This window comes from Marichromatium sp. AB32 (genome assembly GCF_003718675.1).
Lineage (GTDB): Bacteria > Pseudomonadota > Gammaproteobacteria > Chromatiales > Chromatiaceae > Marichromatium > Marichromatium gracile.
Genome location: NZ_RHFJ01000028.1, coordinates 22,248 through 45,042, shown reverse-complemented (window position 1 = coordinate 45,042; position 22,795 = coordinate 22,248). Strand labels below are relative to the sequence as shown.

The 22,795-nt window shown below is 68.7% G+C and carries 24 protein-coding genes and 1 tRNA gene; 15 read left to right on the top strand and 10 right to left on the bottom strand.

What is annotated here, in order from left to right:
* The 3 genes from EBL85_RS10185 to EBL85_RS10175 all read right to left on the bottom strand — a co-directional run.
* A partial coding sequence (locus EBL85_RS10185) for a glucokinase (protein ID WP_190288067.1) occupies positions 1-582 on the bottom strand: 582 nt, incomplete at its 3' end.
* Between the two features lie 129 nt (positions 583-711).
* Entirely contained in the window at positions 712-1,014 is a 303-nt protein-coding gene (locus EBL85_RS10180) for a sulfur globule protein CV3 (RefSeq protein ID WP_369964128.1), read from the bottom strand.
* Positions 1,015-1,250: 236 nt separating this feature from the next.
* Positions 1,251-3,158 carry a bifunctional diguanylate cyclase/phosphodiesterase gene (locus EBL85_RS10175; RefSeq protein WP_123139346.1) on the bottom strand — a complete coding sequence of 636 codons (1,908 nt, stop codon included), beginning with the start codon at positions 3,156-3,158 and terminating at the stop codon, positions 1,251-1,253.
* A 365-nt stretch (positions 3,159-3,523) separates the two neighbouring features.
* Between EBL85_RS10175 and EBL85_RS10170 the strand changes: the two genes are divergently transcribed.
* The 4 genes from EBL85_RS10170 to EBL85_RS10155 all read left to right on the top strand — a co-directional run bounded on the left by EBL85_RS10170 (position 3,524) and on the right by EBL85_RS10155 (position 7,876).
* Positions 3,524-4,267: a glutathione peroxidase gene (locus tag EBL85_RS10170; protein ID WP_123139347.1), complete on the top strand. Its 744-nt coding sequence runs from the start codon at positions 3,524-3,526 to the stop codon at positions 4,265-4,267.
* Positions 4,268-4,452: 185 nt separating this feature from the next.
* Positions 4,453-5,844, top strand: coding sequence for a glutathione-disulfide reductase (gorA, locus tag EBL85_RS10165; RefSeq protein ID WP_123142851.1), 1,392 nt, complete (start codon positions 4,453-4,455; stop codon positions 5,842-5,844).
* Positions 5,845-5,992: 148 nt separating this feature from the next.
* Positions 5,993-6,982: a tRNA dihydrouridine(20/20a) synthase DusA gene (dusA, locus tag EBL85_RS10160; RefSeq protein WP_123142850.1), complete on the top strand. Its 990-nt coding sequence runs from the start codon at positions 5,993-5,995 to the stop codon at positions 6,980-6,982.
* A gap of 15 nt (positions 6,983-6,997) precedes the next feature.
* Positions 6,998-7,876: an EamA family transporter gene (locus tag EBL85_RS10155; protein ID WP_123139350.1), complete on the top strand. Its 879-nt coding sequence runs from the start codon at positions 6,998-7,000 to the stop codon at positions 7,874-7,876.
* Between the two features lie 7 nt (positions 7,877-7,883).
* On the opposite strand, the gene EBL85_RS10150 is transcribed toward EBL85_RS10155, so the two are convergent.
* Positions 7,884-9,485 (bottom strand): bifunctional aminoglycoside phosphotransferase/ATP-binding protein, encoded by a 1,602-nt coding sequence (locus tag EBL85_RS10150; RefSeq protein WP_123142849.1) that lies wholly within the window; start codon positions 9,483-9,485, stop codon positions 7,884-7,886.
* A 114-nt stretch (positions 9,486-9,599) separates the two neighbouring features.
* On the opposite strand from EBL85_RS10150, the gene EBL85_RS10145 reads away from it, so the two are divergent.
* Positions 9,600-9,800, top strand: a complete 201-nt coding sequence (locus EBL85_RS10145) for a DUF2892 domain-containing protein (RefSeq protein ID WP_123139352.1) — start codon at positions 9,600-9,602, stop codon at positions 9,798-9,800.
* A gap of 39 nt (positions 9,801-9,839) precedes the next feature.
* Here the strand turns inward: EBL85_RS10145 and rimO are convergent, their stop codons facing one another.
* Positions 9,840-11,144: a 30S ribosomal protein S12 methylthiotransferase RimO gene (gene rimO, locus EBL85_RS10140; protein WP_200189299.1), complete on the bottom strand. Its 1,305-nt coding sequence runs from the start codon at positions 11,142-11,144 to the stop codon at positions 9,840-9,842.
* A gap of 335 nt (positions 11,145-11,479) precedes the next feature.
* Between rimO and EBL85_RS17205 the strand changes: the two genes are divergently transcribed.
* The 5 genes from EBL85_RS17205 to EBL85_RS10120 all read left to right on the top strand — a co-directional run bounded on the left by EBL85_RS17205 (position 11,480) and on the right by EBL85_RS10120 (position 15,111).
* The gene (locus EBL85_RS17205) at positions 11,480-11,617 is read left to right on the top strand and encodes a hypothetical protein (RefSeq protein ID WP_165913451.1); all 138 of its coding nucleotides are present in this window, start codon (positions 11,480-11,482) and stop codon (positions 11,615-11,617) included.
* Between the two features lie 94 nt (positions 11,618-11,711).
* Positions 11,712-12,194: a peptidylprolyl isomerase gene (locus EBL85_RS10135; protein WP_123139354.1), complete on the top strand. Its 483-nt coding sequence runs from the start codon at positions 11,712-11,714 to the stop codon at positions 12,192-12,194.
* 95 nt (positions 12,195-12,289) lie between these two features.
* Entirely contained in the window at positions 12,290-13,237 is a 948-nt protein-coding gene (ispH, locus tag EBL85_RS10130; protein WP_123139355.1) for a 4-hydroxy-3-methylbut-2-enyl diphosphate reductase, read from the top strand.
* A gap of 130 nt (positions 13,238-13,367) precedes the next feature.
* Positions 13,368-14,456, top strand: coding sequence for a glycine oxidase ThiO (thiO, locus tag EBL85_RS10125; protein ID WP_123142847.1), 1,089 nt, complete (start codon positions 13,368-13,370; stop codon positions 14,454-14,456).
* Positions 14,457-15,035: 579 nt separating this feature from the next.
* Positions 15,036-15,111 (top strand) — tRNA-Thr (locus EBL85_RS10120).
* A gap of 18 nt (positions 15,112-15,129) precedes the next feature.
* Here EBL85_RS10120 and EBL85_RS10115 read toward each other — a convergent pair.
* From EBL85_RS10115 to EBL85_RS10095, 5 genes are read right to left on the bottom strand one after another with little or no spacing between them, the layout of a single operon-like run.
* Positions 15,130-16,011, bottom strand: coding sequence for an ATP-binding protein (locus tag EBL85_RS10115; protein ID WP_223806116.1), 882 nt, complete (start codon positions 16,009-16,011; stop codon positions 15,130-15,132).
* Positions 16,008-16,856 (bottom strand): ATP-binding protein, encoded by an 849-nt coding sequence (locus EBL85_RS10110; RefSeq protein WP_123142846.1) that lies wholly within the window; start codon positions 16,854-16,856, stop codon positions 16,008-16,010. The genes EBL85_RS10115 and EBL85_RS10110 overlap by 4 nt, the downstream gene beginning before the upstream one ends.
* Positions 16,857-16,859: 3 nt before the next feature.
* Positions 16,860-17,351, bottom strand: coding sequence for a NifB/NifX family molybdenum-iron cluster-binding protein (locus EBL85_RS10105; protein ID WP_123142845.1), 492 nt, complete (start codon positions 17,349-17,351; stop codon positions 16,860-16,862).
* Positions 17,352-17,374: 23 nt separating this feature from the next.
* The gene (locus EBL85_RS10100) at positions 17,375-17,743 is read right to left on the bottom strand and encodes a NifB/NifX family molybdenum-iron cluster-binding protein (RefSeq protein ID WP_123139360.1); all 369 of its coding nucleotides are present in this window, start codon (positions 17,741-17,743) and stop codon (positions 17,375-17,377) included.
* Positions 17,743-18,117, bottom strand: coding sequence for a DUF134 domain-containing protein (locus tag EBL85_RS10095; protein ID WP_123139361.1), 375 nt, complete (start codon positions 18,115-18,117; stop codon positions 17,743-17,745). The genes EBL85_RS10100 and EBL85_RS10095 overlap by 1 nt, the downstream gene beginning before the upstream one ends.
* 240 nt (positions 18,118-18,357) lie before the next feature.
* Between EBL85_RS10095 and petA the strand changes: the two genes are divergently transcribed.
* The 5 genes from petA to EBL85_RS10070 all read left to right on the top strand — a co-directional run bounded on the left by petA (position 18,358) and on the right by EBL85_RS10070 (position 22,089).
* Positions 18,358-18,951, top strand: coding sequence for a ubiquinol-cytochrome c reductase iron-sulfur subunit (petA, locus tag EBL85_RS10090; protein ID WP_123139362.1), 594 nt, complete (start codon positions 18,358-18,360; stop codon positions 18,949-18,951).
* 157 nt (positions 18,952-19,108) lie between these two features.
* Positions 19,109-20,092: a hypothetical protein gene (locus EBL85_RS10085; protein WP_123142844.1), complete on the top strand. Its 984-nt coding sequence runs from the start codon at positions 19,109-19,111 to the stop codon at positions 20,090-20,092.
* 81 nt (positions 20,093-20,173) lie between these two features.
* Positions 20,174-20,728, top strand: coding sequence for an ankyrin repeat domain-containing protein (locus EBL85_RS10080; RefSeq protein ID WP_123139364.1), 555 nt, complete (start codon positions 20,174-20,176; stop codon positions 20,726-20,728).
* Positions 20,729-21,120: 392 nt separating this feature from the next.
* Positions 21,121-21,579, top strand: coding sequence for an SRPBCC family protein (locus EBL85_RS10075; RefSeq protein WP_123139365.1), 459 nt, complete (start codon positions 21,121-21,123; stop codon positions 21,577-21,579).
* A 51-nt stretch (positions 21,580-21,630) separates the two neighbouring features.
* Positions 21,631-22,089, top strand: a complete 459-nt coding sequence (locus EBL85_RS10070; protein WP_123142843.1) for a PAS domain-containing protein — start codon at positions 21,631-21,633, stop codon at positions 22,087-22,089.
* Positions 22,090-22,795 lie beyond the last annotated feature (706 nt).

The window sequence follows — 22,795 nt, the reverse complement described above, 5'->3', positions numbered from 1 at the left end:
CATCCCGGAGACCAGCCGCTCCCAGCTCACCCGGGCGTGACGGCGCCGGAGGAATTCACGCAGCGCCCATTCACGGGCATCGGTCGCGGCGAACTCGGCGTGCCCGCCCTCGGTGGCGAAGGGATGATGGCGATGTCCGTCCCAGAACAGACCGGCCTCGCCGAGCCCGGTCCCGGCGGCGATTACGCAGCGGTTGCCGACGGCCCCGGGCTCACCCGGCTGGAGCTCGCAGACATCCTCCGGCGCCAGCGCCGCGATTCCCCAGGCCACCGCCTCGAGGTCGTTGAGCAACAACACTCGCGAGAGACCGAGCGCCCGCTCGAGGGCATCGGCGTCGATCTGCCAGGTCAGGTTGGTGACCTGGCTGCGGCGCCCCGACACCGGGCCGGCGATGGCGAACGCCGCACCGCTGCAGGAGACCGCGTGCGTGGCCAGATAATGGCGCACGATCGACTCGAGCCCCGCATGCTCGGCACTCGGATAGCGTTCGGGATGGTGCAGCACGAGACCACCGCCGGCGTCCGGCGCGGCGATGGCGAGCGCCGTCTTGGTGCCCCCGATGTCCCCCACCAGGATGCGCATGGCGCAGACCTCCACAGGGTGCGGACGGCGGCCTGGCGGGACCGCCGTCGGTGCGTGTGGCGGGGATGATAGCAGCCGCGCGGGCGACGATGACAGCGCCCCGCCGGCGGGCGGGGCGCACGGGCTGACTCAGTCGTTGCTGGCCGTCGGCTGGTTGGCGGCGGGGTCGCCGTAGTAGGGCTGACCGTAGACCGGCGCGCCCCAACCGTAGGGGGCACCCCAGGCGCCATAGGGGACGTGATAGGGATAGCCGTAGCCATAGGGATGGTGATAGCCGTAATAAGGCGCGCCGCCATACCAGGGGCCACCCCAGGGACCGCCCCAGCCACCCGGGAACATCCCGAACGGCCCCCAGCCCCAGAAGGCGTTGGCGGACATGGAACCGAGCGCGGAGACACCCGCGACGGTGGCTGCAAGCATCAGTCGTTTCATGCGCGTCATCGCTCAACTCCCATAGATGATTCAGGGAAACGCCACCACGCCCCGTCCCTGGGGCAGGCGGCGCGGTCGCGACAGGGAACCGCGACCCGTGGACCCGGCCCAGGCGTCATCCCTGGCCAAGGGCCGGAGGACGGCGCCTGAGGCCGTCCTCGGGGCTAGCCTAGGCCGCGCCCGAGACGACAGCGTTGACGTCAATCAATATTCGCTAATATTCAACTGCACGAGGATCAACGGCCATAGGTCTCGAGGATCTCGCGCGCCGAGACCGGCCGTCCGTAGAGAAATCCCTGCCCCGCCCGACAACCCTCGCGCGCCAGGAAGAGCACCTGGTCGTCGCACTCGATCCCCTCGGCGAGCACCTCCAGGCCCAGGGTCTTGCCGAGACCGATGATGGAGCGCACCGTGGTCTCGTCGGCCGAGTCACGACCGATGTCACCGACGAAGGAGCGATCGATCTTGAGCTGGTCGATCGGCAGTCGATGGATGCGCCCGAGCGAGGAGTAGCCGGTACCGAAGTCATCGACCGCGATGCCGACGCCGAGCGCGCGCAGCGCATGCAGGTGCGCCAGCGCGCGCTCGGCCTGACGCATCAGCATCGCCTCGGTGACCTCCAGCTGCAACGCCCCGGGCGACAGCTGATAGCGCTGCAACACCCCCTCGACACGCTCGACGAAATGCGCCTGCTCGAGCTGCTGCAACACCAGATTGACGGCCATGCGCGGCACCTCCAGCCCGCTGTTGCGCCAGGCGGCGAGCTGGGCGCAGGCCGTCTCCAGCACCCAGTCGCCGACCTCGCCGAGCACGCCGATCTCCTCGGCCAGGGCGATGAAGCGCGCCGGCGGCAACAGCCCCTGACGGGAGTGGTGCCAGCGCAGCAGCGCCTCCACCCCGAGCAGGCGACCGCTGCCGAGATCGATCTGGGGTTGGAAATAGAGCACGAACTCGTGCCGGCGCAGCGCGCCGCGCAGCGCGTGCACCAGCTCGAGCTGCGCGACCACGCCGCCGGCCATGTCGGCATGGAAGAACTGGAAGTCGTTGCGCCCGCGCGACTTGGCCTCGTACATGGCGATGTCGGCGTGCCTGAGCAGGGTGTCCGGATCGGTGCCATCGACCGGATAGAGGCTGATGCCGATGCTGGCGCTGACCTGGAAGCGTTCCCTGCCGACCTGGAAGGGCGGGCCGAAGACCTGCAGCAACCGGTTGGCCACCCGTCCGGCGCGCCGCGCGCAGTCGGCGTCCTCGAGCAACACCACGAACTCGTCGCCGCCGACCCGCGCCAGGGTGTCGCTGTCGCGCAGCTGGCCTTGCATCCGCTCGGCCACCTCGCGCAGCAGCTCGTCGCCGGCGCCATGACCATAGCGGTCGTTGATGATCTTGAAGCGGTCGAGATCGACGAACAGCACCGCCATCACCCCATGATGACGGTGGGCGCGACTCACCCCCTGGGCGAGCCGGTCGTTGAGCAGGGTGCGATTGGGCAGGTGGGTGAGGGTGTCGTGATGGGCGAGGAACTCGAGCTTCTCCTCGGAGCGGCGCAGCGCATCCTGCTGGCGCAGCAGCTTGCTCAGATCGAGCACCGCGCAAACGAACTGCGACGGCTCGTCGGCGTCGACGGCCAGTCGCGCCATGTGCAGCTCGCCACCGAAGACATCACCGCCATCGGCGAGGAAGTGCACCCCCTCGACCACCTCGCCCTCGCTCTGTCGCGCCCGACTCAACGCCGAGGCCAGCCGCTCACGATCGAGCGGGATCACCAATCGCTGCAGGAAATGATGACGCAGATGCCGGTTGCCCAGCCCGAACAGCTGCTCGGCAAGCGCATTGGCATCGAGCACCAGGCCGTTACCATCGACCACCAGCTGCGCCAGCGGCATTGCCGAGAACAGCGTGTTGTAACGCTGCGCCATGCGCTCGGAGGCGACCTGGGCCTCGCGCAGCTCGGCGTTCTGCACCTCGAGCTCAGCCTGATAGATGCGCAGCTCCTCGGTCAGCGTGGTGAGATCGATCTCACCCTGCCCGAGCAACCGACCGAGCCGGTCGAAATCGCCGCGCTCCAATGCCCGTCTGGCCTGTACATAGAGGTCTTGTGCCATCTCGTCCTGAGCGGGCACCTTCGGATCCTCGGAACCTGTCATTCTGGGGGACTCCTGCGTCCGTCGAGGAGGATCCGATCGTCGCACACTTGGCCGATCGCTTGGGCAGTCCCCTTGGTTCACAGGGGGAACTGCCGCATCCTTAAGTGTGGGTGTGCGCCGAGCGTCGCCGGAACCGCAGCGGGTGAGCGGTGCTGTCTGGATGGCAACAGACACGATCAGGTGTGCGCCAGACCGAGCCGAACGATCGTCTCAGACAATCAGATCAATTTTTATTATCCATTTCACGCATCGGCCATCAGGACGTAATCTTAGCACCGTCGACACGCCATCCTCTTCGGGGGCGCGACGATCGCTCAAGAACTTTTGACCCAAATCCCACAGCGACAACCATGGAGAATCGACACATGTTGCAAGATCGCACCGGAAGCCGCGTTCCTCAGGTCACCTTCCACACCCGTAGCGGACACGAGTGGGTCGACCTGACCACCGACGAGATCTTTGCCGGTAAGACCGTGGTGGTGTTCTCGCTGCCGGGTGCCTTCACCCCCACCTGCTCCTCCTCGCACGTGCCGCGCTACAACCAGCTGGTACCGATGTTCAAGGAGCACGGGGTCGATACCGTGGCCTGCGTCTCGGTCAACGACACCTTCGTGATGAACGAGTGGCAGAAGACCCAGCACGCCGATGACCTGCTGTTCATCCCCGACGGCAACGGCGAGTTCACCGAGGGCATGGGGATGCTGGTCGAGAAGGACGATCTCGGCTTCGGCAAGCGCTCCTGGCGCTACTCGATGCTGGTACGCGACGGCGTGGTGGAGAAGATGTTCATCGAGCCCGAGGTCGAAGGCGACCCCTACGAGGTCTCCGACGCCGATACCATGCTCGCCCACCTCGCCCCGAACGCGCCCAAGCCGATGGACGTGAGCGTGTTCACCCGCGACGGCTGCCCGTTCTGCGTCAAGGCCAAGGAGGCCCTGCGCAACGCCGGCATCGACTTCGAGGAGCTGGTGCTCAACGAGGACTACACCGAGCAGACGCTGCGCGCCGTGGCCAACGCCCGTACCGTGCCGCAGGTGTTCGTCAACGGTGAGCTGATCGGTGGCTCGGAGGCGGTCGAGGGCTGGCTCAAGGAGCGCGCCAGCGCCTGATCCGGGAGCACGCCGGAGGACCACAGCTGCCGACGCCGGCCGGCGTCGGCAGATTCGAGGGGGTCGGGCAACCCATGGGTTACCGACCCCTTTGCTATGGACAGGACCGCTCTCGGACCACCCGCTGCGCCTCATCCGGGCCACGGGTATGATCCTCGGTCACAGCATTATCAGGAAGCAGAACCATGACCCAGCATTTCGACCTGATCGCGATCGGCGGTGGCAGCGGCGGCCTGGCGGTGGCCGAGAAGGCCGCCGCCTTCGGCAAGCGCGTCGCCCTGATCGAGTCCAAGGCGCTCGGCGGCACCTGCGTCAACGTCGGCTGCGTACCCAAGAAGGTGATGTGGTACGCCTCGCACCTCGCCGAGGCGGTGCGCGACGCCCCCGGCTTCGGCGTCCAGGCCAGCGGCGGCGAGCTCGACTGGCCCAAGCTGGTGGCCGGGCGCGATCGCTACATCAGTGCCATCAACAGCTTCTGGGACGGCTATGTCGAGCGCCTCGGCATCACCCGGGTCGATGGCCACGCCCGCTTCGTCGACGCCCACACCATCGAGGTCGAGGGTCAGCGTCTCAGCGCCGATCACATCGTCATCGCCACCGGCGGGCGCCCGATCGTGCCGCGTCTGCCCGGCGCCGAGCTCGGTATCACCTCCGACGGCTTCTTCGCCCTGCAGCAACAACCCAAGCGCGTGGCCATCATCGGTGCCGGCTATATCGGCATCGAGCTGGCCGGGCTGCTGCGCAGCTTCGGCTCCGAGGTCACCGTGGTGGCGCTCGAGGACCGGTTGCTGTTCCAGTTCGACCCCCTGCTCAGCGCCACCCTGGCCGAGAACATGCACGCCCAGGGCATCGAGACCCATCTCGAGTTCGCCGTCGCCGCACTCGAGCGCGACGCCCAGGGCACCACCCTGGTGGCCCAGGACGGCACCCGGATCGAGGGCTTCGACAGCGTGATCTGGGCCGTCGGGCGCGCGCCCAACACCCGCGACCTCGGGCTCGAGACCGCCGGCATCGAGGTCCAGCCCAACGGCATGGTGCCCACCGACGCCTATCAGAACACCAATGTCCCCGGCGTCTACGCGCTCGGCGACATCACCGGACGCGACCAGCTCACCCCGGTGGCGATCGCCGCCGGGCGCCGCCTCGCCGAGCGCCTGTTCGACGGCCAGAGCGAGCGCAAGCTCGACTACGACAACATCCCCACCGTGGTCTTCGCCCACCCGCCGTTGTCCAAGGTCGGGCTGAGTGAGCCGGAGGCGCGCGAGCGCCTCGGTGACGTGCTCACCGTCTACGAGACCAGCTTCACCCCGATGCGCTACGCGCTCAACGAGCACGGCGCCAAGACCGCGATGAAGCTGGTCTGTGCCGGTCCCGAGCAGCGCGTGGTCGGTGTCCACGTCATCGGCGACGGCGCCGACGAGATGCTCCAGGGCTTCGCCGTGGCGGTGAAGATGGGCGCGACCAAGGCCGACTTCGACAACACCGTCGCCATCCACCCCGGCAGCGCCGAGGAGCTGGTCACCCTCAAGGAGCCGGTACGCCGTCCCGGCGACCCGCTCCCCGAGGGCGCGGCCTGAGGCTGCCCGCCCGCCGCCCGGCGGGCGGACCTCGCCGCGAGCGCGCCGATGATGGAAAAAATCGGCCCGGTCGCGGACAATCCCCGCTCGAGATCAACGACCCGGCCACGCCTCCGCCGGCGTCCCCAGCCCGAGCCCGACCCGCGCCATGCCTGCACCGCTAGACCGTCGTCTGTCCATCGCCCCGATGCTCGACTGGACCGATCGCCACTGCCGTTATTTCCTCCGGCTGATCAGCCGTCACACCCTGCTCTACACCGAGATGGTGACCACCGGCGCGCTGCTTCACGGCGACCGCGAGCGCTTCCTGCGCTTCGATCCGAGCGAGCATCCGGTGGCGCTGCAGCTCGGCGGCTCCGATCCCGCCGACATGGCCACCTGCGCCCGACTCGGCGCCGAGTACGGCTACGACGAGATCAACATCAACGTCGGCTGCCCCTCCGACCGGGTGCAGAACGGGCGCTTCGGTGCCTGTCTGATGGCCGAGCCCGGGGTGGTGGCCGACTGCGTGCGGGCGATGAAGGACGCGGTGGCGGTCCCGGTGACGGTCAAGAGCCGCATCGGCATCGACGATCGCGACAGCTACGGCGAGCTGGTCGACTTCGTCGGCGCCCAGGTCGAGGCCGGCTGCGACGCGCTGATCGTGCACGCGCGCAAGGCCTGGCTCTCCGGGCTGAGCCCGAAGGAGAACCGCGACATCCCGCCGCTGCGCTACGACGTGGTGCTGCAGCTCAAGCGCGACTTCCCCGCGCTCTCGATCAGCCTCAACGGCGGGGTGCAGGACCTCGACCAGGCCTGCGCCCTGCTCGAGACCCTCGATGGGGTGATGATCGGTCGCGAGGCCTACCACAACCCCTGGATCCTCGCCGCGGCCGACGCGCGCATCTTCGCCGACCCGACCCCGCCGCCGCCCCGCCACCAGGTCATCGAGCGGATGCTGCCCTATATCCAGCGCGAGCTCGACGCCGGGGTGCCGCTGACCGCGATCAGCCGTCACCTGCTCGGACTCTTCCAGGGCCGTCCCGGCGCGCGCGTCTGGCGCCGCTGGATCAGCGAGCACGCCCATCTCCCCGGCGCCGGCTGCGAGGTGCTGACCGAGGCGCTGCCGCGGCGCATGCAACCCGCCGCCGCCGACTGATCCGGCGCCGCGGCCATGGACTGGGTGAGCCTGTCGCTGCTCTGCGCCCTCGCCCTGGCCAGCGCCGATGCCGCCACCAAGGCCTGGCTCGGCGCGCTCTCGGCCGCCGAGCTGGCGCTGGTGCGCCTCACCCTGAGCGGCGTGCTGCTCGCCCCGCTGCTCGCCGACCTGCCGCCGCTCGCCACCCTCGCGCCCGCCTTCTGGGGCTGGCTGGCGGCACTGGTGCCGCTGGAGATCGCGGCGATGCTGCTCTACATGCGCGCCATCCGCGACCACCCGCTCTCGCTCACCCTGCCCTATCTCGCCTTCACCCCGGTGTTCGTGCTGCTGGTCGCCTGGCTGCTGCTCGACGAGACGGTGAGCGCGCGCGGCGCCTTTGGGGTGGTGCTGGTGGTGGCCGGGGCCTGGCTGCTCAACGTCGGCCATGCCCGGGCGCGCGACTGGCGCAGCTGGCTGCGCCCGCTCGGCGCCATCCTCGAGCAGCGCGGCGCGCGGCTGATGCTCGCGGTGGCGGCGATCTACGCCCTCACCGCCACCCTCGGCAAGGGCGCGATGCAGTATCTGCCGCCGGCGCAGTTCGGCGCCTTCTACTTCGCCCTGCTCGGGGTCGTCGCACTGCTGGTGCTGGCGCTGCCGCGCCCGCGCCGGCTGCTCGCGCTGGCGCGCCATCCCTGGGCGGTGCTGGCGGTCGCGGCGCTGAGCGCGGTGATGGTCTACACCCACTTCCTCGCCATCGCCGCGACCGAGGTCGCCTACATGATCGCGCTCAAGCGCACCAGCCTGCTCTTCGGCATGCTCTACGGCGCGCTCTGCTTCGGCGAGCGCGGGCTGCGTGCGCGCCTGCCCGCCGGCGTGCTGATGCTCGCCGGCGCGGCGCTGGTACTGCAGGGATGAGACGGACTCAGTGGGGCGGCTCGGCGAGGTCGCAGGACTGGGTCTGTCCGGCGAACACGGTCTCGAGCTGCTCGCTCACCCGCTCGATGGCGGGGTCGGCGCTGGTGTCGACGCGCACCAGCCGGTCGCACTCCTCGCCCTGCGGCGGCTCGCAGCGCGCATGCTGGCGCTCGAGCACCGCGAGCGTCGCCTCGGAGGCGTCGTTACCGGCGGCCAGACGCCGAGTGACGCGCTCGCGCAGCACCGCCAGCGGCGCCTCCAGCGCGAGGATGGCGAACCCGGCGTGATGACGGCGCGCCAGCGCAGCGAAACCGACGCGCCGCTGGTGCGCGGTGAAGGTGGCATCGACCAGCACGTCGTGGCCACTGGCGAGGATGGTCTCGGCCAGGTGCAGCAGCCGCTCGTAGGTCCAATCGGTGGCCGAGGGGAAATAGATCCCGCCATCGACCCCGGTATTGGTGCGCGCCTGCGCCTCGAGCCCGAACAGTCGCTTGCGCTCGACGTCCGAGCGCAGATGGACGAAGGGCAGCCGCTCGCAGAGCGCGCTGGCCATGTGGCTCTTGCCCGAGCCCGACAGCCCGCAGGCGATCAGCAGCCGCGGCCGTCTCGCCCGGGTATAGCCCTCGGCCAGCGCCAGATAGCGCGCGCACGCATCCCAGGCGGCGGCGCGCTCAGGCGCCGCCAGCCCCGTCTGACCGGCGCGGATCGCGCCGACCTTGGCGCGCACCATCGCCCGATAGCACTGATAGAGACGCAGCAGTGCCAGCAACCCGTAGTCACCGCCGCGCTCCAGATAGCCGTTGAGCAGACGCTGCGCCAACCCCGGCTCACCGGCGGCCTCCAGGTCCATGACCAGGAAGGCGAGCTCGCTGGCGGTGTCGATCCAGCGCAGCTCGGGGGCGAAGTCGATACCGTCGAAGATCTGCGGCTCGCCGTCGATCAACGCGATGTTGCCGCGATGCATGTCGCCGTGACACTCGCGGATCCAGCCCTCGGCGCGACGCTGCTCGAGCAGCGGACGCAGCACCCGCCAGCGTGCCCGGGTCCAGTCCTCGATGCGTTGGAGACGCCTCAGCAGCGCCGGCGCCTCGACCCGCGCCCGGATCTGCTCGACGTTCTCGATCATCGGCGCGAGCACCATGTCGGGCGCCCCCCAGGGGGCATCGGGCGCGGCGGCCGGGATGGCGGCGTGGAAATCGGCCAAGCGCTCGGCGAGCCGGTCGATCAGGGGACCGTCGAGGGGGCGGTGCGCGAGCAACGCCGACTGCGCGAAACGGCGCATCCGTACGGCGTACTCCAACACCGCGCCCGCGGCGCCGATGCGCGGGTGCGCGGCCTCGCCGCCGATCGCCACCACGTCGAGATAGATCGTCGGCGCGAGCCGGCTGTTGAGGCGAATCTCCTCCTCACAGCAGTGACGACGCAACGCCAGGGTGGAGCAGTCGAGAAAGCCAAGATCGAGCGGCTTCTTGAGCTTGTAGGCGAAGTCGCCGGCGAGCAGCACGTGGGAGATATGGGTTTCGATGTGCTCGATCCGATCGACCGGATGGGGATAGGCCTCGGGGCGCTGCAGCGCCGCGATCAGCCGGGGGAACTCACTGGCATCCATGACACCACCTCCAAGACAGCCGACGGTCTCGGTGACTGCCCGATCTTGAATCAAGTATAAGCATTGGTTAATACTCCGCCGCTTACACCCATCGCAACCGAAACGGAAGCACCCATGTCCATCGAACGTATCGTCTTCGCCGTCGCCGGCGCCTTTGTGCTGCTCTCGGCCATCCTCGCGGCCACCGTCAGCATCCACTTCCTGTGGTTCACCGGCTTCGTCGGCGCCAACCTGCTGCAGTCGGCCTTCACCGGCTTCTGCCCGCTGGCGATCATCCTCAAGAAGCTCGGCAAGACCCCCGGCCCGGCCTTCTGATCGGCCGCCGGGCGGCACCCCGCCGCCCGGCGCCAAGGCTCATGCCGGATCGACCGGCTGGGCCCACAGGTCGTGATCGCCCGAGGCGGTGATCTCGACCTCGATGAAGTCGCCGGGGTCGATCTCCCAGGCCCCCGGCACCAGCACGTTGCCGTCGATCTCGGGCGCATCGCCATAGCTGCGCGCCACCACCTCGTCTTCGTGCACCTCGTCAACCAGCACCGTCATGCGCTCGCCGACCCGCGCGGCGAGCTTGTCGCGGCTGATCTCGGCCTGGACCTCCATGAAGCGCTCGCGGCGCTCCTCGCGCTCTTCGGCAGGCACCGCATCGGCCAGATCGTTGGCCGCCGCGCCGTCCACCGGCGAGTAGGGGAAGCAGCCGACGCGGTCGAGCCGCGCCTCGCGGAGGAAGTCCAGCAGCGACTCGAACTCGGCCTCGGTCTCACCGGGGAAGCCGACGATGAAGGTGCTGCGCAGCACCAGCTCGGGACATTGCGCGCGCCAGCGTGCGAGACGCTCGAGCACCCGCTCGGTGGCCGCCGGACGGCGCATCGCGCGCAGCACCCGGGTGTTGCCGTGCTGCAGCGGCATGTCGAGATAGGGCAGGATCAGCCCCTCGGCCATCAACGGGATCAGCTCGTCGACCTGGGGATAGGGGTAGACGTAGTGCAGTCGCGTCCACGCCGGCAACTGGCCGAGCTCGCGCGCCAGGGTGGTGATGTCGGTACGCAGCGGTCGCCCGCCGTGGAAGCCCGGCGCGTACTTGAGGTCGCGGCCATAGGCGCTGGTGTCCTGGGCGACCACCAGCAGTTCGCGCACCCCGGCCTCGACCAGCCGTTCGGCCTCGCCGAGCACCTCACCGAGACCACGACTGACCAGGTCGCCGCGCAGGCTGGGGATGATGCAGAAGGTGCAGCGATGGTCGCAGCCCTCGGAGATCTTGAGATAGGCGTAGTGACGCGGGGTGAGCCGCACGCCTTGGGGCGGCACCAGACTGGTGAAGGGGTCGTGCGGGGCAGGCAGCGCCTCGTGCACCACCGCCATCACCTCCTCGAGCGCGTGCGGTCCGGTGATCGCCAGCACCTCGGGATAGGCGGCGCGGATGCGTTCGGCGCGGGCGCCGAGACAGCCGGTGACCACGACCCGGCCGTTCTCTTCCAGGGCCTCGCCGATCACCTCCAGCGACTCGCGCTCGGCGGCGTCGATGAAGGCGCAGGTGTTGATGACCACCAGCTCGGCGTCGTCATAGTCGTGCACCACCCGATAGCCCTCGGCGCGCAGCCGGGTGAGGATGAGTTCGGAGTCGACCGTGGCCTTGGGGCAGCCGAGGCTGACGAAGCCCACGGTGGGCACGGCGGCGGATGGGGATGAGATGTCCAAATGAAGCTCGCTGATCTGGTTGCGGTTGGGGACTGGCGGGCATTATCGCCCAGCCGAGACCGGGCGCACGTCATCGCGGCGACGCGTCGTGCTTGATCGTCCCCTGTATATCGGTAACGATAGCGGCGTTTGCCATCTAACGCGACGGCATCACGGGACACGCTTGAAGAGACGTGACACGGCCAGGACTCCGAGGCGGGATCGATACTGGCAGCGATCGCCCCCGCGCGCGCCAATGGCGCGGCGCGAACACGGACAGGCCGGCGCCCGGGCGCATGGCAACAGGAGGGTCGAGACAGATGAAGCACTGCAAACTCTGCAAGTTCAGCGCACTCTGCAACGACCTGCCCGGCGTCTGCGTCCTGATCCCGTACGTCGCGATCGCGGTCGTCGCGACCTCGCTCGGTTACCTCTTCGTGACCCAGGAGCTGTTGTAGCGGCGCCCACCCTATCCGTAGCGGGGGCGGGAGACGTCGAGCCCTTGCGGGCCATCCGGTCCCGCCCTCGCCGTTGCAATGGACCCACTGCACCATGGTCATCAACGACACCCTGTCCACGCCCGCCGAGACCGTCAGCGAGCCACCGCTCGCGGTCGCCGCGGGACGACGCATCGCCTTTCACCTCCAGGTCCGCTTCCCGGACGGTTTCGTCGCCTTTTCCACCTTCAAGGAAGAACCGATTCGTTGCACCGTCGGCGACGGCACCCTGACCCCGGCACTGGAGACGGCCATCGACGGACTGCTCGCCGGCAGCGAGACCGAGTTCGCCGGCGACGGCTCCGAGCTGTTCGCCACCTACGACGAGAACAATGTCTTCTGGCTCGAACGCAGCGAATTCCCGCCCGAACTCCAGCCCGAGCCGGGCAAGGTCATCGCCTTCGAGACCCCGGCCGGCCAGGAGACCAGCGGCATGGTGCTGGAGACCGAAGGCGAGCGGGTGCGGGTCGACTTCAACCACCCCTTCGCCGGACGCGCGTTACAGCTGCGCATCGCCATTCTCTCCGTCGAGACCTGAACCCGGGCGCGGCCGGCGCCACCGGCCGCGCGCAATAACCCCGAACACCACCCGCTGTTTTCAATCCCCGCCGACCGCCTATCCTGTTCCGAGCCATGACTATCCTGCTAGCCAATCCCCGCGGTTTCTGTGCCGGCGTCGATCGCGCCATCGCCATCGTCGAGCGCGTCCTCGAACGCTACGGTGCGCCCATTTATGTCCGTCACGAGGTGGTGCACAACCGCTTCGTCGTCGAGGGACTGCGCGCGCGCGGCGCCATCTTCGTCGAGGACCTCGACGAGGTGCCGGACGACGCCACCCTGGTGTTCAGCGCCCACGGCGTGCCCCAAGCGGTACGGCGCGAGGCCGAGGCGCGCGGGCTGCGGGTGTTCGATGCCACCTGCCCGCTGGTCACCAAGGTCCACCTCGAGGTCACCCGGCACTGTCGCAACGGCATCGAGACCGTGCTCATCGGCCATCGCGGTCATCCCGAGGTCGACGGCACCCTCGGCCAGTGCGACCCCGAGGGCGCCCCGGTGCACCTGGTCGAACGTCCCGAGGACGTCGCCGGACTCGAGATCGCCGATCCCGAGCGCATCGCCTACGTCACCCAGACCACGCTGTCGATGGACGACACCACCACCATCGTCGCGGCACTGCGCGAGCGCTTCCCGGCCATCCAGGGACCGAAGAAGAGCGATATCTGCTACGCCACCCAGAACCGCCAGGACGCGGTCAAGACCCTGGCCGAGAGCTGCGAGCTGCTGCTGGTGGTCGGCTCGCCCAACAGCTCCAACTCCAACCGGCTGCGTGAACTGGCCGAAAAGCGCGGCTGCAGCGCCTATCTGATCGACGGCCCCGAGGACATCGAGCGCGGCTGGCTCGAGGGCATCTCGCGCATCGGCCTCACCGCCGGCGCATCGGCCCCCGAGGTCCTCGTCGAGCGGGTCATCGCCCAGCTGCGCGACTGGGGCGTGGAGCAGGTCGAGGAACAGCCCGGCATCCGCGAGCAGGTGGTGTTCGCGCTGCCGCGCGAGCTGACCAGGGAGCCGGCCGAGGACTGAACCCCGCCCCTCGCGCTTGCACCTCGACCGACCGAACCGCACCTAATGAGGCTGGAGGCGGCCAGACAGGCCGCCCCGGTCCCTGAGCGAGACGGCCCGGCGCCCGCCAGGCCGCGAGGAGAGGAGTTGCATGAGCGAGATCCTGGTCATCGGTGGCGGCGTCATCGGGTTGCTGACCGCGCGCGAGTTGGCGCGCGCCGGTGTCGACACCACCCTGGTCGAGATGGGCAAGACCGGCCAGCAGTCGTCCTGGGCTGGCGGCGGCATCCTCTCCCCACTCTACCCCTGGCGCTATCCCGACGCGGTCGGGCGGCTGGCCGCCTGGAGCCAGCGGGTCTATCCGGCGCTGGCCACCGAACTGCTCGACGAGACCGGGATCGACCCCGAGCTCACCGTCAACGGCATGCTGGTGCTCGACACCGAGGAGCGCCAGCGCGCACTCGACTGGGCCGCGCGCCACGACACCGCCATCGAGGTGCTCGACGCCCGCCAGCTCCACGCCAGCGAGCCCGAGCTCGGCCCCCGTCCCGAGCAGGCGCTGCTGCTCCCGGGCATCGGCCAGGTGCGCAACCCGCGCCTGACCCGCGCGCTGCGCCGCGCCATCGAGCGCAAGGTGACGCTGCGCGAGCAGGAGGAGGTGCTGGAGCTGCTGATCGAGGGCGGGCGCGCGGTCGGGGTGCGCACCCCCAAGGGCGAGATCCGCGCCGAGCGCGTCATCATCTGCGCCGGCGCCTGGACCGCCAAGCTGCTCGAACAGCTCGGCAACAGCCCCGAGATCCAGCCGGTGCGCGGCCAGATGATCCTCTTCTACGCCCACCCCGGCCAGGTCCATCACATCACCCTGCACCGCGAGCGCTACATCATCCCCCGGCGCGACGGTCGCATCCTCTTCGGCTCGACCCTGGAGCAGGCCGGCTTCGTCAAGCGCACCACCGCCGAGGCCAAGGAGGAGCTCTATCGCGCCGCCGTCGAACTCTACCCGCTGCTCAAGCGCACCCCGATCGAGGACCACTGGTCCGGACTGCGACCCGGCTCGCCCAGCGGCATCCCCTATATCGGCGCCTACCCCGGCATCGACGGGCTCTATTTCAACGCCGGCCACTACCGCAACGGCCTGGTCACCGGCCCGGCCTCGGCCCGCCTGCTCACCGACCTGGTGCTCGAGCGCGACCCCATCCTCGACGCCGCGCCCTATGCGCTCGACGCGACGCGGGACTGATCGAGGGCGATCAGCCGCCAGCCGCCAGCCGCCAGCCGCCAGCCGCCAGCCGCCAGCCGCCAGCCGCCGGGGATGATGAACCGTGAAGATACCGTCTTGCCTGTCAATCGACGATCATGCAACACCTGCCTCCCCGACTGGAGGCTGGAAGCTGATCGCTGGAAGCTGGTTCGAACCGCAAAGACACAAAGCACGCAAAGGGGAGAAAAGCCTTCAGCGACCAACCTCCAGCCCGTCGGTTGGGTTGCTCATGCACTACCTGATCGACGAATCGCCGGGATGCCAGGACGGGCAACCCAACATCGTCATCAGGCGGCAGCCAGCGGATCGAACCGCAAGGCCGCAAAGAACACGGAGAGAAGAAAGGCTTCCTACGATCAGCCTCCGGCAAGAAGAACAGGCTTATCTCGTACCGCCAAGGTTGACTGCAAACCGACACTGGAGGCTGCTTGCTGAAGGCTGGTCGCTTTCTTCACGTCCTTGGCGGCTTCGCGGTTCAATCTTCCGGCGGCTGGAGGCTTTCCCCAGACAGGGATTGATGTCCGGCGGAAAGCTGGCTAAAATTCGTGGGCTTGAGTAGCCGATGTAGCTCAGTTGGTAGAGCAACGCATTCGTAATGCGTGGGTCAGCGGTTCGAATCCGCTCATCGGCTCCATCTCCCCAAGCGCCCGTCTCACTCCACCCCCAGGCGCGATCTCACCCGTTCCCACAGTTCGATCACCGCCCGTGATGCGGCACCGCCGTCGTACTCGGCGAGGCTCTTGCGCGCGACCAAGGCGCGGGCGACCACGGGGTCGAAGGGCAGTTCACCGATCACATCGATGTCGCGCGCACCACACCACTCCCGGATCGTCACACCGTTCTCCAGGTTGAGATCGGCCTTGTTGATGCAGACGACCAAGGGGATGGCGAAGTGGACGCAGAGTTCAGCGACGCGCTGCAGGTCGTGCAGCCCGGAGAGGGTCGGCTCGGTGACGGCGAGCACCAGATCGACACCGGTGATGGCGGCACTCACCGGACAGCCGATCCCGGGCGGGCCGTCGTTGAGGATCAGCGTCGCGCCCTCGGCCTCGGCCTGACGTCGCGCCTCGCGCCGCACCAGGGTGACGAGCTTGCCGGAGTTGTCCTCACCGACGCCGAGCTGGGCGTGGACCAGGGTGCCGTGACGGCTGTCGGAGACCATCCAGCGACCGTTCGGACGGGTCTCCAGGACGATCGCCTCCTCGGGACAGACCCGCGCGCACAGCCCGCAGTGCTCGCAGGCGAAGGGGTTGATGCGATAGCCCGCGTCGAAGTCGAGCTCGATCGCCTCGAACCGGCACCAGGCGGCGCAGTCCCCGCACTCGGCGCACAGCTCGGGGTCGATCCGTGGTGTCGCGCCGCCGACGAAGTCGCCGCCGGTCCGTTCACGCGGGTCGAGCAGCAGGTGCATATCGGCGGCGTCGACGTCACAGTCGGCCACCACCTTGTGCTGAGCCAGGGTGGCGAAGGCGGCGCTCACCGTGGTCTTGCCGGTGCCGCCCTTGCCGCTGATGATGGTGAGTTCCTTCATCATGACGGGAGCATCCCCTCGATCTGTGCATAGAGCTGTTGGAAGCGCGCGCGCCACTCGGGCGCGGTACGCACCCAGGGCTCGCCACGCGCGTAGGCCTCGGCGAGCGCGCGGGTGAAGGGGATCTCGAGCAGCACCGGGATCGACTCGGCGCGACAGTACTCCGCCACGCCCTGATCGCCGATGTCGCAGCGGTTGATCACCACTCCACAGGGCACCCCGAGCGCCCGCGCCACCGCAACGGCGAGGCCCAGGTCGTGCAGCCCCGAGGGGGTGGGCTCGGTGACCAGCAGACAGAAGTCGACCCCATCGAGGGTCTCGACCATCGGGCAGGCGGTGCCCGGCGGGGCATCGAGGATGGTCGCGAGGCCCGGCTCCAGACGCCGCTTGAGCGCCTTGATCACCGGCACCGCCGAGCGCTCGCCGATGGCGAGTTCGCCCTGGAGCACCGGCAGGGTGTCGGCCTGACCGGCGGCGATCTCGCCGATCGGGCGCTCGACCTCGCCGAGCGCGCCCTCGACACGGCAGACGTAGTCGCAGGCACCGCAACCGTGGCAGAGCTCGTCGAACACCATCAGCTCGTCGGGCGTGAGCGCCAGGGCGTTGAAGGCACAGGCCTCGACACAGTCGCCGCACAGGGTACAGCGCCCGGGGTCGATGCGCGGAACGCGCACCCCGACCGGCTCACGCCGGTCGAAGTGCGGGCGCAGGAACAGGTGCCCGTTGGGCGCCTCGACGTCGCAGTCGGCGTATTGCACGCGCTCGAGCGCCAGCGCCAGATTGGTCGCCACCGTAGTCTTGCCGGTGCCGCCCTTGCCGCTGGCCACGGCGATGGTCAGCGCCCGCATCGCTCAGCCCCGACCGCGACCGTTGCCCAGCCCGCGACCAACGCCCATGCCGCGCCCGGCACCGGCACCGGCACCGGCACCGGCACCGGCACCACGACCATGTGCCATGCCACGACCACCACCGCAGCGCGCAATGCCGTCGCAGGGTTCGCGGCCTGCCACGGCGGCGGCGAGCGCCATCCCCTGCCCGGCATGGCGCTCGACGGCCTCGGCCACGGTGCCGGAGACACCCTCGACGACCCGCACCCCGGCGCGCTCGAGCACCATCGCCGCCTTGGGGCCACAGCGGCCAGTGATCAGCAGCTCGGCGCGCTGGCCGGCGATCCACTGCGCGGTGCGGGTGCCGGCGCCACCGTTGGTCTCGAGGAAGGGGTTGGGCATGCTCTGGAAGTCACCGCTCTCGGTATCGACCACGGCGAAATAGGCGCAGCGTCCGAGTCGGGCGTCGACCGGGGCGTCCTGACCCTGGCCGGCTGCGGAGATCACGATCTTCATGGGGCAATTCCTCGTTGTTCGATTCAGTGGGCGTGGTCGTGGGCGCATTGGGAGACGCCGTTCAGTTCACCGGCGAGATAGGCGTTGAGGGTCTCGCCGACGCCGGGACGGGCGCCGGTGACCACCTCGATGCCATTGCGCGCGAACAGCTCGATGGCCTTGGCGCCCATACCGCCGGCGAGCACCACATCGGCGCCGAGCGACTGGATGTAGGTCGGCAGCTGCCCCGGCTGATGGGCGTCGGCGAAGGGGTTGGCCACCACCTCGGCGCCGACGAGCCGGTCGGTGTCATCGAGCTGGGCAACCACGAAATGGCTGCAATGGCCGAAGTGCATCGACATCTCGCCGGCCAGTCCGAGCGCATCGTTGGCGGTCATCACGATCTTTTTCATCAGGTCTCATCTCTCTGTCCGGCACAACCGGGCACCGAACGGGGGTGGTCGTTGTCAGAGTGTTGGATACCTTGCGGCGGCTCTTCCCCGTGCTCCGGGATCTGGATCACCAGCCGCTGTCCGGTGAGCAGTGCGCCAGCGACCTTGGCGCGGGCCCGGGCGATGGTGCGCGACAGGGTGGTGCGCGAGATCCCCATGCGCCGGGCGCTCTCCTCCTGGTAGAGCCCCTCGAGATCGCACAACCGCAGCGCCTCCATCTCGTCGGCGCGCAACATCACCGTCTCCAGGGTGTGACCGTGGCGGCCACAGGGCTTGAAACAGATCCGCCCGGGATCGAGTCCGATCCGGCGGACGCGTCGTCTTCGACCGGGCACAGTGCCTCCGCTTGGCTGTCTCGGGTAGGTTCGAGGATGCATTCAAACGCACATATGTGCGTTTTGCATTGACAAATATCAGGGTGTTTTAGTCAAGAAAGGCGAGACACTGGGATTCATCGTTAAGAGATTCTTTTTCGCAACGACACGCATCCCGAGCGGACGCCGGGCGATCACGGTTGCCCCGAGCGCCACCCGACATCCATGCAGGGATACGCATCACACAAGGAGCCTTGAATCATGAGCGCTACAGCGGTCAACAAGACACGGCGTCGCCTGCTGGTCGCAGCGACCAGCGCGGTCGGCGCCGTCGGTGCCGGCTTCGCCCTCGTACCCTTCGTCGCCTCGATGAACCCGAGCGCGCGCGCCCGTGCCGCAGGCGCGCCGGTCGAGGCCGATATCAGCAAGATCGAGCCCGGCGCGCTGCTGCGCGTCAAGTGGCGCGGCAAACCGGTGTGGGTGGTGCATCGCACACCGAAGATGCTCGAGATGCTGGCGAGCAACGACCCCAAGCTGGTCGACCCCGCCTCCGAGGTGCCGCAGCAGCCCGAGTACTGCCAGAACCCGACCCGCTCGATCAAGCCCGAGTATCTGGTCGCCATCGGCATCTGCACCCACCTCGGCTGCTCGCCGACCTACCGCCCCGAGTTCGCCCCCGAAGACCTCGGCGCGGACTGGAAGGGCGGCTTCTTCTGCCCCTGCCACGGCTCGCGCTTCGATCTCGCCGCGCGCGTCTTCAAGGGCGTGCCGGCCCCGACCAACCTGGTCATTCCCAAGCACACCTATCTCAACGACACCACCCTGCTGATCGGCGAGGACGGCAGCGCCGCCTGACCCCTCCCCCGCTCGACAGCGCCAGACGCTTGGCGTAGATTTCCGCCCCTGGGTCGGACACGCGACCGCCGGTCCTGTGTCCGACCTGCCCGTCGCCCCACCCCCAATCAGGCGACCGCCTCTTCCCCGTCATCCAGAACCGACAAGAGGACTCGGCGTGAACCGACGTCTGGCTGCCCATCTCCCCCTGTTCATGCTCGCCGCCTGGCTGCTCGGCGGCTGCGCGAGCGGCCCCGACACCCGACCCCAGTCGCTGATCCCGGCCAACCTCTCGAGCCTGCCCCAGATCCAGCTCGCGGCGAGCGAGCGCGACCAGGTGCGATCGCTGGCGATGGGCGCGGCCCGCAGCAAGGGCTGGCGGATCACCCAGAGCGACCCCGAACGACTGCTGCTCGAGCGCCCCGTCACGCCCGACTCGACGCTCGCCCGTGTCCTCGACCTGCCCCCGGGGCAGTTGCCGACCGACACCAGACTCGAGGTCGCCAGCTATTTCATCGACGAGGGGACTGCCGTGCGGGTCGCCTCGGCCGCCGCCCTGATCCGCCCACGCACCGATCAGCCCGAGCCGGAACGACGCGACGTCACCAGCCGCTTGCAGCCGCTGCTGACCCAGTCGCTCGCCGCGCTCGAACGTGCCTGGCAGACCCATCACCAGCGACTCGCCGAGGCCGCCCCGCCGCTGCCGCAACCCGCCCCGAGCACCGACGGCGAGGCGACTCCGGCAGGGACGCTGGCGGCCATCCCCGCCGCGCCCATCGAGGGCAGCGAGACCACACAGCGCCAACCGCTGACTGCAGCGACACAAACCGACAACCCGGCGAACGCCTCGCGAGACGTCCGCCCTCAGCAGGGACCGGCCCCGGTGATCGACGCCACACCGATGCTCCGTGAGGCACCGCCGCTCGCGCCCGAGCCGCCGCAGGCGCAGACCCAGATGCTCAGCCTCACCCCGCAGCAGCGTGACGTCACCTGGGCGGCCTATGCCGAGCAATATGCGAGATTGCGCGGTTGCGTGTTGACCGACGAGGGCGCGGTGCTGATCGACAACCGCTCCGATGGCGAGATCCACAAGGTCCCCTGCGAGGGCACCGACAGCATCCTGGTGCAGTGTCACGACGGCCTCTGTCGCGGACTGCTGTAACGGCGCCAGATTGCGGATTCGCATTGTCGCGGGACGTCAGGCCGGGTGAATAATAACCAATCATTCAACTCGGAAAACGCCATGACTCCCGCACGCATTCTCCTTCTCGTCACCCTGCTGCTCGCCGCCCTCACCGGCTGCGGCGGTCCGGACGACCAGGGGGCGGGCGACCCCGCCCTGCTCGAGTTCGCCGAACAGGGCGATCTCGGCGCGCTCGATGGACTGCTCTCGCGCACCGGACGCCCCGACGTGCGCGACAGCTGTGACTGGACCCCGCTGATGAAGGCCGCGCTCAACGGTCACACCGCCGTGGTCGAGCGCCTGCTCGCCGCCGGCGCCACCGTCGACGCCGAGGACAAGGGCGGCTACACCGCGATGATGCTCGCCGCCTCCAACAACCACGCCGAGATCGTCGAGATGCTGTTGCAGCAGGGCGCGATGATCGACCACCAGGAGCAGACCAAGGGCTGGACCGCGCTGATCTGGGCCACCACCCAGGGCCGCACCGCCGCCGTCGAGACCCTGCTGAAACACGGCGCCGATCGCACCCTCAAGGACTTCGAAGGCAACACCGCCGCCGACTGGGCACGCCTCAACGACAAGCCCGAGATCCTCGCACTGCTGCAGGCGGGTTGATCGAGTACGGCATTCAGGAGACTGAACCGCCAAGTCGCAAAGAACGCAAAGGTTTTTCGAGCGTTCGACCTCCGAGCGCCACCTTGCTCTCCCCCTTGTCAGCGGGGAGGCAGGGTGGACGCATCAGCAAGACGATCGTGGACCGGCGTCAACCCTCAGTCCTCGGCCATAAGCGTCGCTCAATCCGAGCGATCAACGAAGACCGCTGACTGGACATTTCCTTGGCGTCCTTCGCGTCTTTGTGGTTCGTCCCCCCCGACAGCCCCCCTGGAATTCCCCCCACCCCGCCGCCAGATAGACCAGCGGGCCGTTTCGGGCCCGATCGCGCATGCCCGTCCAGCGTCCGCCCGCGCACGGACGCGCCGACTCCAGCCACACGGCAGCCGATACCCATGGTCAGAACACAAGCGAGCACGCACATCGCCCGCCCGCCGGATCAGGTCTTCGCCTTCGTCGCCCTCGACTTCTTCAGCAATTACCAGCGCTGGTCGCCCGAGGTGGTCTCGCTCGAGGCGCTCTCGCCCGGTCCGATCCGGCTGGGCAGCCGCGGCCGACAGGTACGGGTCGATCACGGTCGCCGCACCGAGGCGACCTTCGAGGTCTGCGTCTTCGAGCAGGACCGTCGCATCGACTTCCAGGGACTCAGCGCCCCGATCTACATCAGCTACCGCTTCGAGCCGAGCGCCGACGGCACCCGCCTGACCTTCGTCTTCGAACTGTCGCGGCTCGAGCTGTTCATGCGTCCCTTCGAGAAGCTGATCCGCGCCGCCATCCAGGAAGGCGGCGAGCGCGTCGTCGGCAACATCAGGGGGCTGCTCGAACAGGCCCCGACAGCCGTATCGCAGCACTGAGGCAAACACCCGGCGAGGCACGATCCATCAATCTTGTAGCGAGGTCACCACATGGAATTCGTCGTCGACAAAGATGCGGGGGTGATCCCCTTCGTGCTCTCGCAGATCCTCGACACCTGCGTCAACGGTATCACCCTCTCCGACCCCGACCAGGACGACAACCCCATCGTCTATGCCAACGCCGCCTTCGAGTTGATCACCGGCTACAGCCGCGAGGAGATCCTCGGACGTAACTGTCGCTTCCTTCAGGGCGAGGACCACGATCAGGAAGGGGTGGCGCAGATCCGCGAGGCGATGGTCGGCAACCACCCGGTGACCGTCACCCTGCGCAACTACCGCAAGGACGGCAGCCGCTTCTACAACCGCTTCACCATCCGCCCGCTGTTCGACCGCGAGGGGCGGCTGATCTACTACCTCGGCATCCAGCACGACGTCACCAACCAGGTCGAGGCCGAGGCCGAGGTCGCGCGCCTCAACGCCCTGCTTGCCAAGACGGACGCCGGCGGCTAGGTTGGGCGCCGCCAGCCGCCAGCCGCCAGCCGCCAGCCGCCAGCCGCCAGCCGCCAGCCGCCAGCCGCCAGCCGCCAGCATGGATTGAACCGCGAAGGCACGAAGGACGCAAAGCAAGCGAACGGTCTGCAGATCCGCAGACCGGGCAAGGCGCAGTCTCCCCGACTGGAAGCTGGAGGCCGATCGCTGGAAGCTGTTCGAACCGCCAAGGCACGAAGGACGCAAAGCAAGCGAACAGTCTGCAGATCCGCAGACCGGGCAAGGCGCAGTCTCCCCGACTGGAAGCTGGAGGCTGATCGCTGGAAGCTGTTCGAACCGCCAAGGCACGAAGGACGCAAAGCAAGCGGACAGTCTGCAGATCCGCAGACCGGGCAAGTCGCAGTCTCCCCGACTGGAGGCTGGAGGCTGATCGCTGGAAGCTGGTTCGAACCGCCAAGGCACGAAGGGCACAAAGCAAGCGAACGGTCTGCAGATCCGCAGACCGGGCCAGGCGCAGTCTCCCCGACTGGAGGCTGGAGGCTGATCGCTGGAAGCTGTTCGAACCGCGAAGGCACGAAGGACGCAAAGCAAGCGGACAGTCTGCAGATCCGCAGACCGGGCAAGTCGCAGTCTCCCCGACTGGAGGCTGGAGGCTGGAGGCTGATCGCTGGTCGCTGGTCGCTGGTCGCTGATCGCTGGTCGCTGGAGGCTGATCGCTGGTCGCTGA

Coding starts and splice junctions, on each gene's coding strand:
- petA (WP_123139362.1), top strand. CDS start 18,358: ATGAGCGCTACAGCGGTCAACAAGACACGGCGTCGCCTGCTGGTCGCA.
- EBL85_RS10115 (WP_223806116.1), bottom strand. CDS start 16,011: ATGATGAAGGAACTCACCATCATCAGCGGCAAGGGCGGCACCGGCAAG.
- EBL85_RS10170 (WP_123139347.1), top strand. CDS start 3,524: ATGTTGCAAGATCGCACCGGAAGCCGCGTTCCTCAGGTCACCTTCCAC.
- dusA (WP_123142850.1), top strand. CDS start 5,993: ATGCCTGCACCGCTAGACCGTCGTCTGTCCATCGCCCCGATGCTCGAC.
- EBL85_RS10145 (WP_123139352.1), top strand. CDS start 9,600: ATGTCCATCGAACGTATCGTCTTCGCCGTCGCCGGCGCCTTTGTGCTG.
- ispH (WP_123139355.1), top strand. CDS start 12,290: ATGACTATCCTGCTAGCCAATCCCCGCGGTTTCTGTGCCGGCGTCGAT.
- EBL85_RS10105 (WP_123142845.1), bottom strand. CDS start 17,351: ATGAAGATCGTGATCTCCGCAGCCGGCCAGGGTCAGGACGCCCCGGTC.
- EBL85_RS10180 (WP_369964128.1), bottom strand. CDS start 1,014: ATGAAACGACTGATGCTTGCAGCCACCGTCGCGGGTGTCTCCGCGCTC.
- EBL85_RS10075 (WP_123139365.1), top strand. CDS start 21,121: ATGGTCAGAACACAAGCGAGCACGCACATCGCCCGCCCGCCGGATCAG.
- EBL85_RS10070 (WP_123142843.1), top strand. CDS start 21,631: ATGGAATTCGTCGTCGACAAAGATGCGGGGGTGATCCCCTTCGTGCTC.
- gorA (WP_123142851.1), top strand. CDS start 4,453: ATGACCCAGCATTTCGACCTGATCGCGATCGGCGGTGGCAGCGGCGGC.
- EBL85_RS10100 (WP_123139360.1), bottom strand. CDS start 17,743: ATGAAAAAGATCGTGATGACCGCCAACGATGCGCTCGGACTGGCCGGC.
- EBL85_RS10080 (WP_123139364.1), top strand. CDS start 20,174: ATGACTCCCGCACGCATTCTCCTTCTCGTCACCCTGCTGCTCGCCGCC.
- EBL85_RS17205 (WP_165913451.1), top strand. CDS start 11,480: ATGAAGCACTGCAAACTCTGCAAGTTCAGCGCACTCTGCAACGACCTG.
- EBL85_RS10135 (WP_123139354.1), top strand. CDS start 11,712: ATGGTCATCAACGACACCCTGTCCACGCCCGCCGAGACCGTCAGCGAG.
- EBL85_RS10155 (WP_123139350.1), top strand. CDS start 6,998: ATGGACTGGGTGAGCCTGTCGCTGCTCTGCGCCCTCGCCCTGGCCAGC.
- EBL85_RS10175 (WP_123139346.1), bottom strand. CDS start 3,158: ATGACAGGTTCCGAGGATCCGAAGGTGCCCGCTCAGGACGAGATGGCA.
- EBL85_RS10150 (WP_123142849.1), bottom strand. CDS start 9,485: ATGGATGCCAGTGAGTTCCCCCGGCTGATCGCGGCGCTGCAGCGCCCC.
- EBL85_RS10110 (WP_123142846.1), bottom strand. CDS start 16,856: ATGCGGGCGCTGACCATCGCCGTGGCCAGCGGCAAGGGCGGCACCGGC.
- thiO (WP_123142847.1), top strand. CDS start 13,368: ATGAGCGAGATCCTGGTCATCGGTGGCGGCGTCATCGGGTTGCTGACC.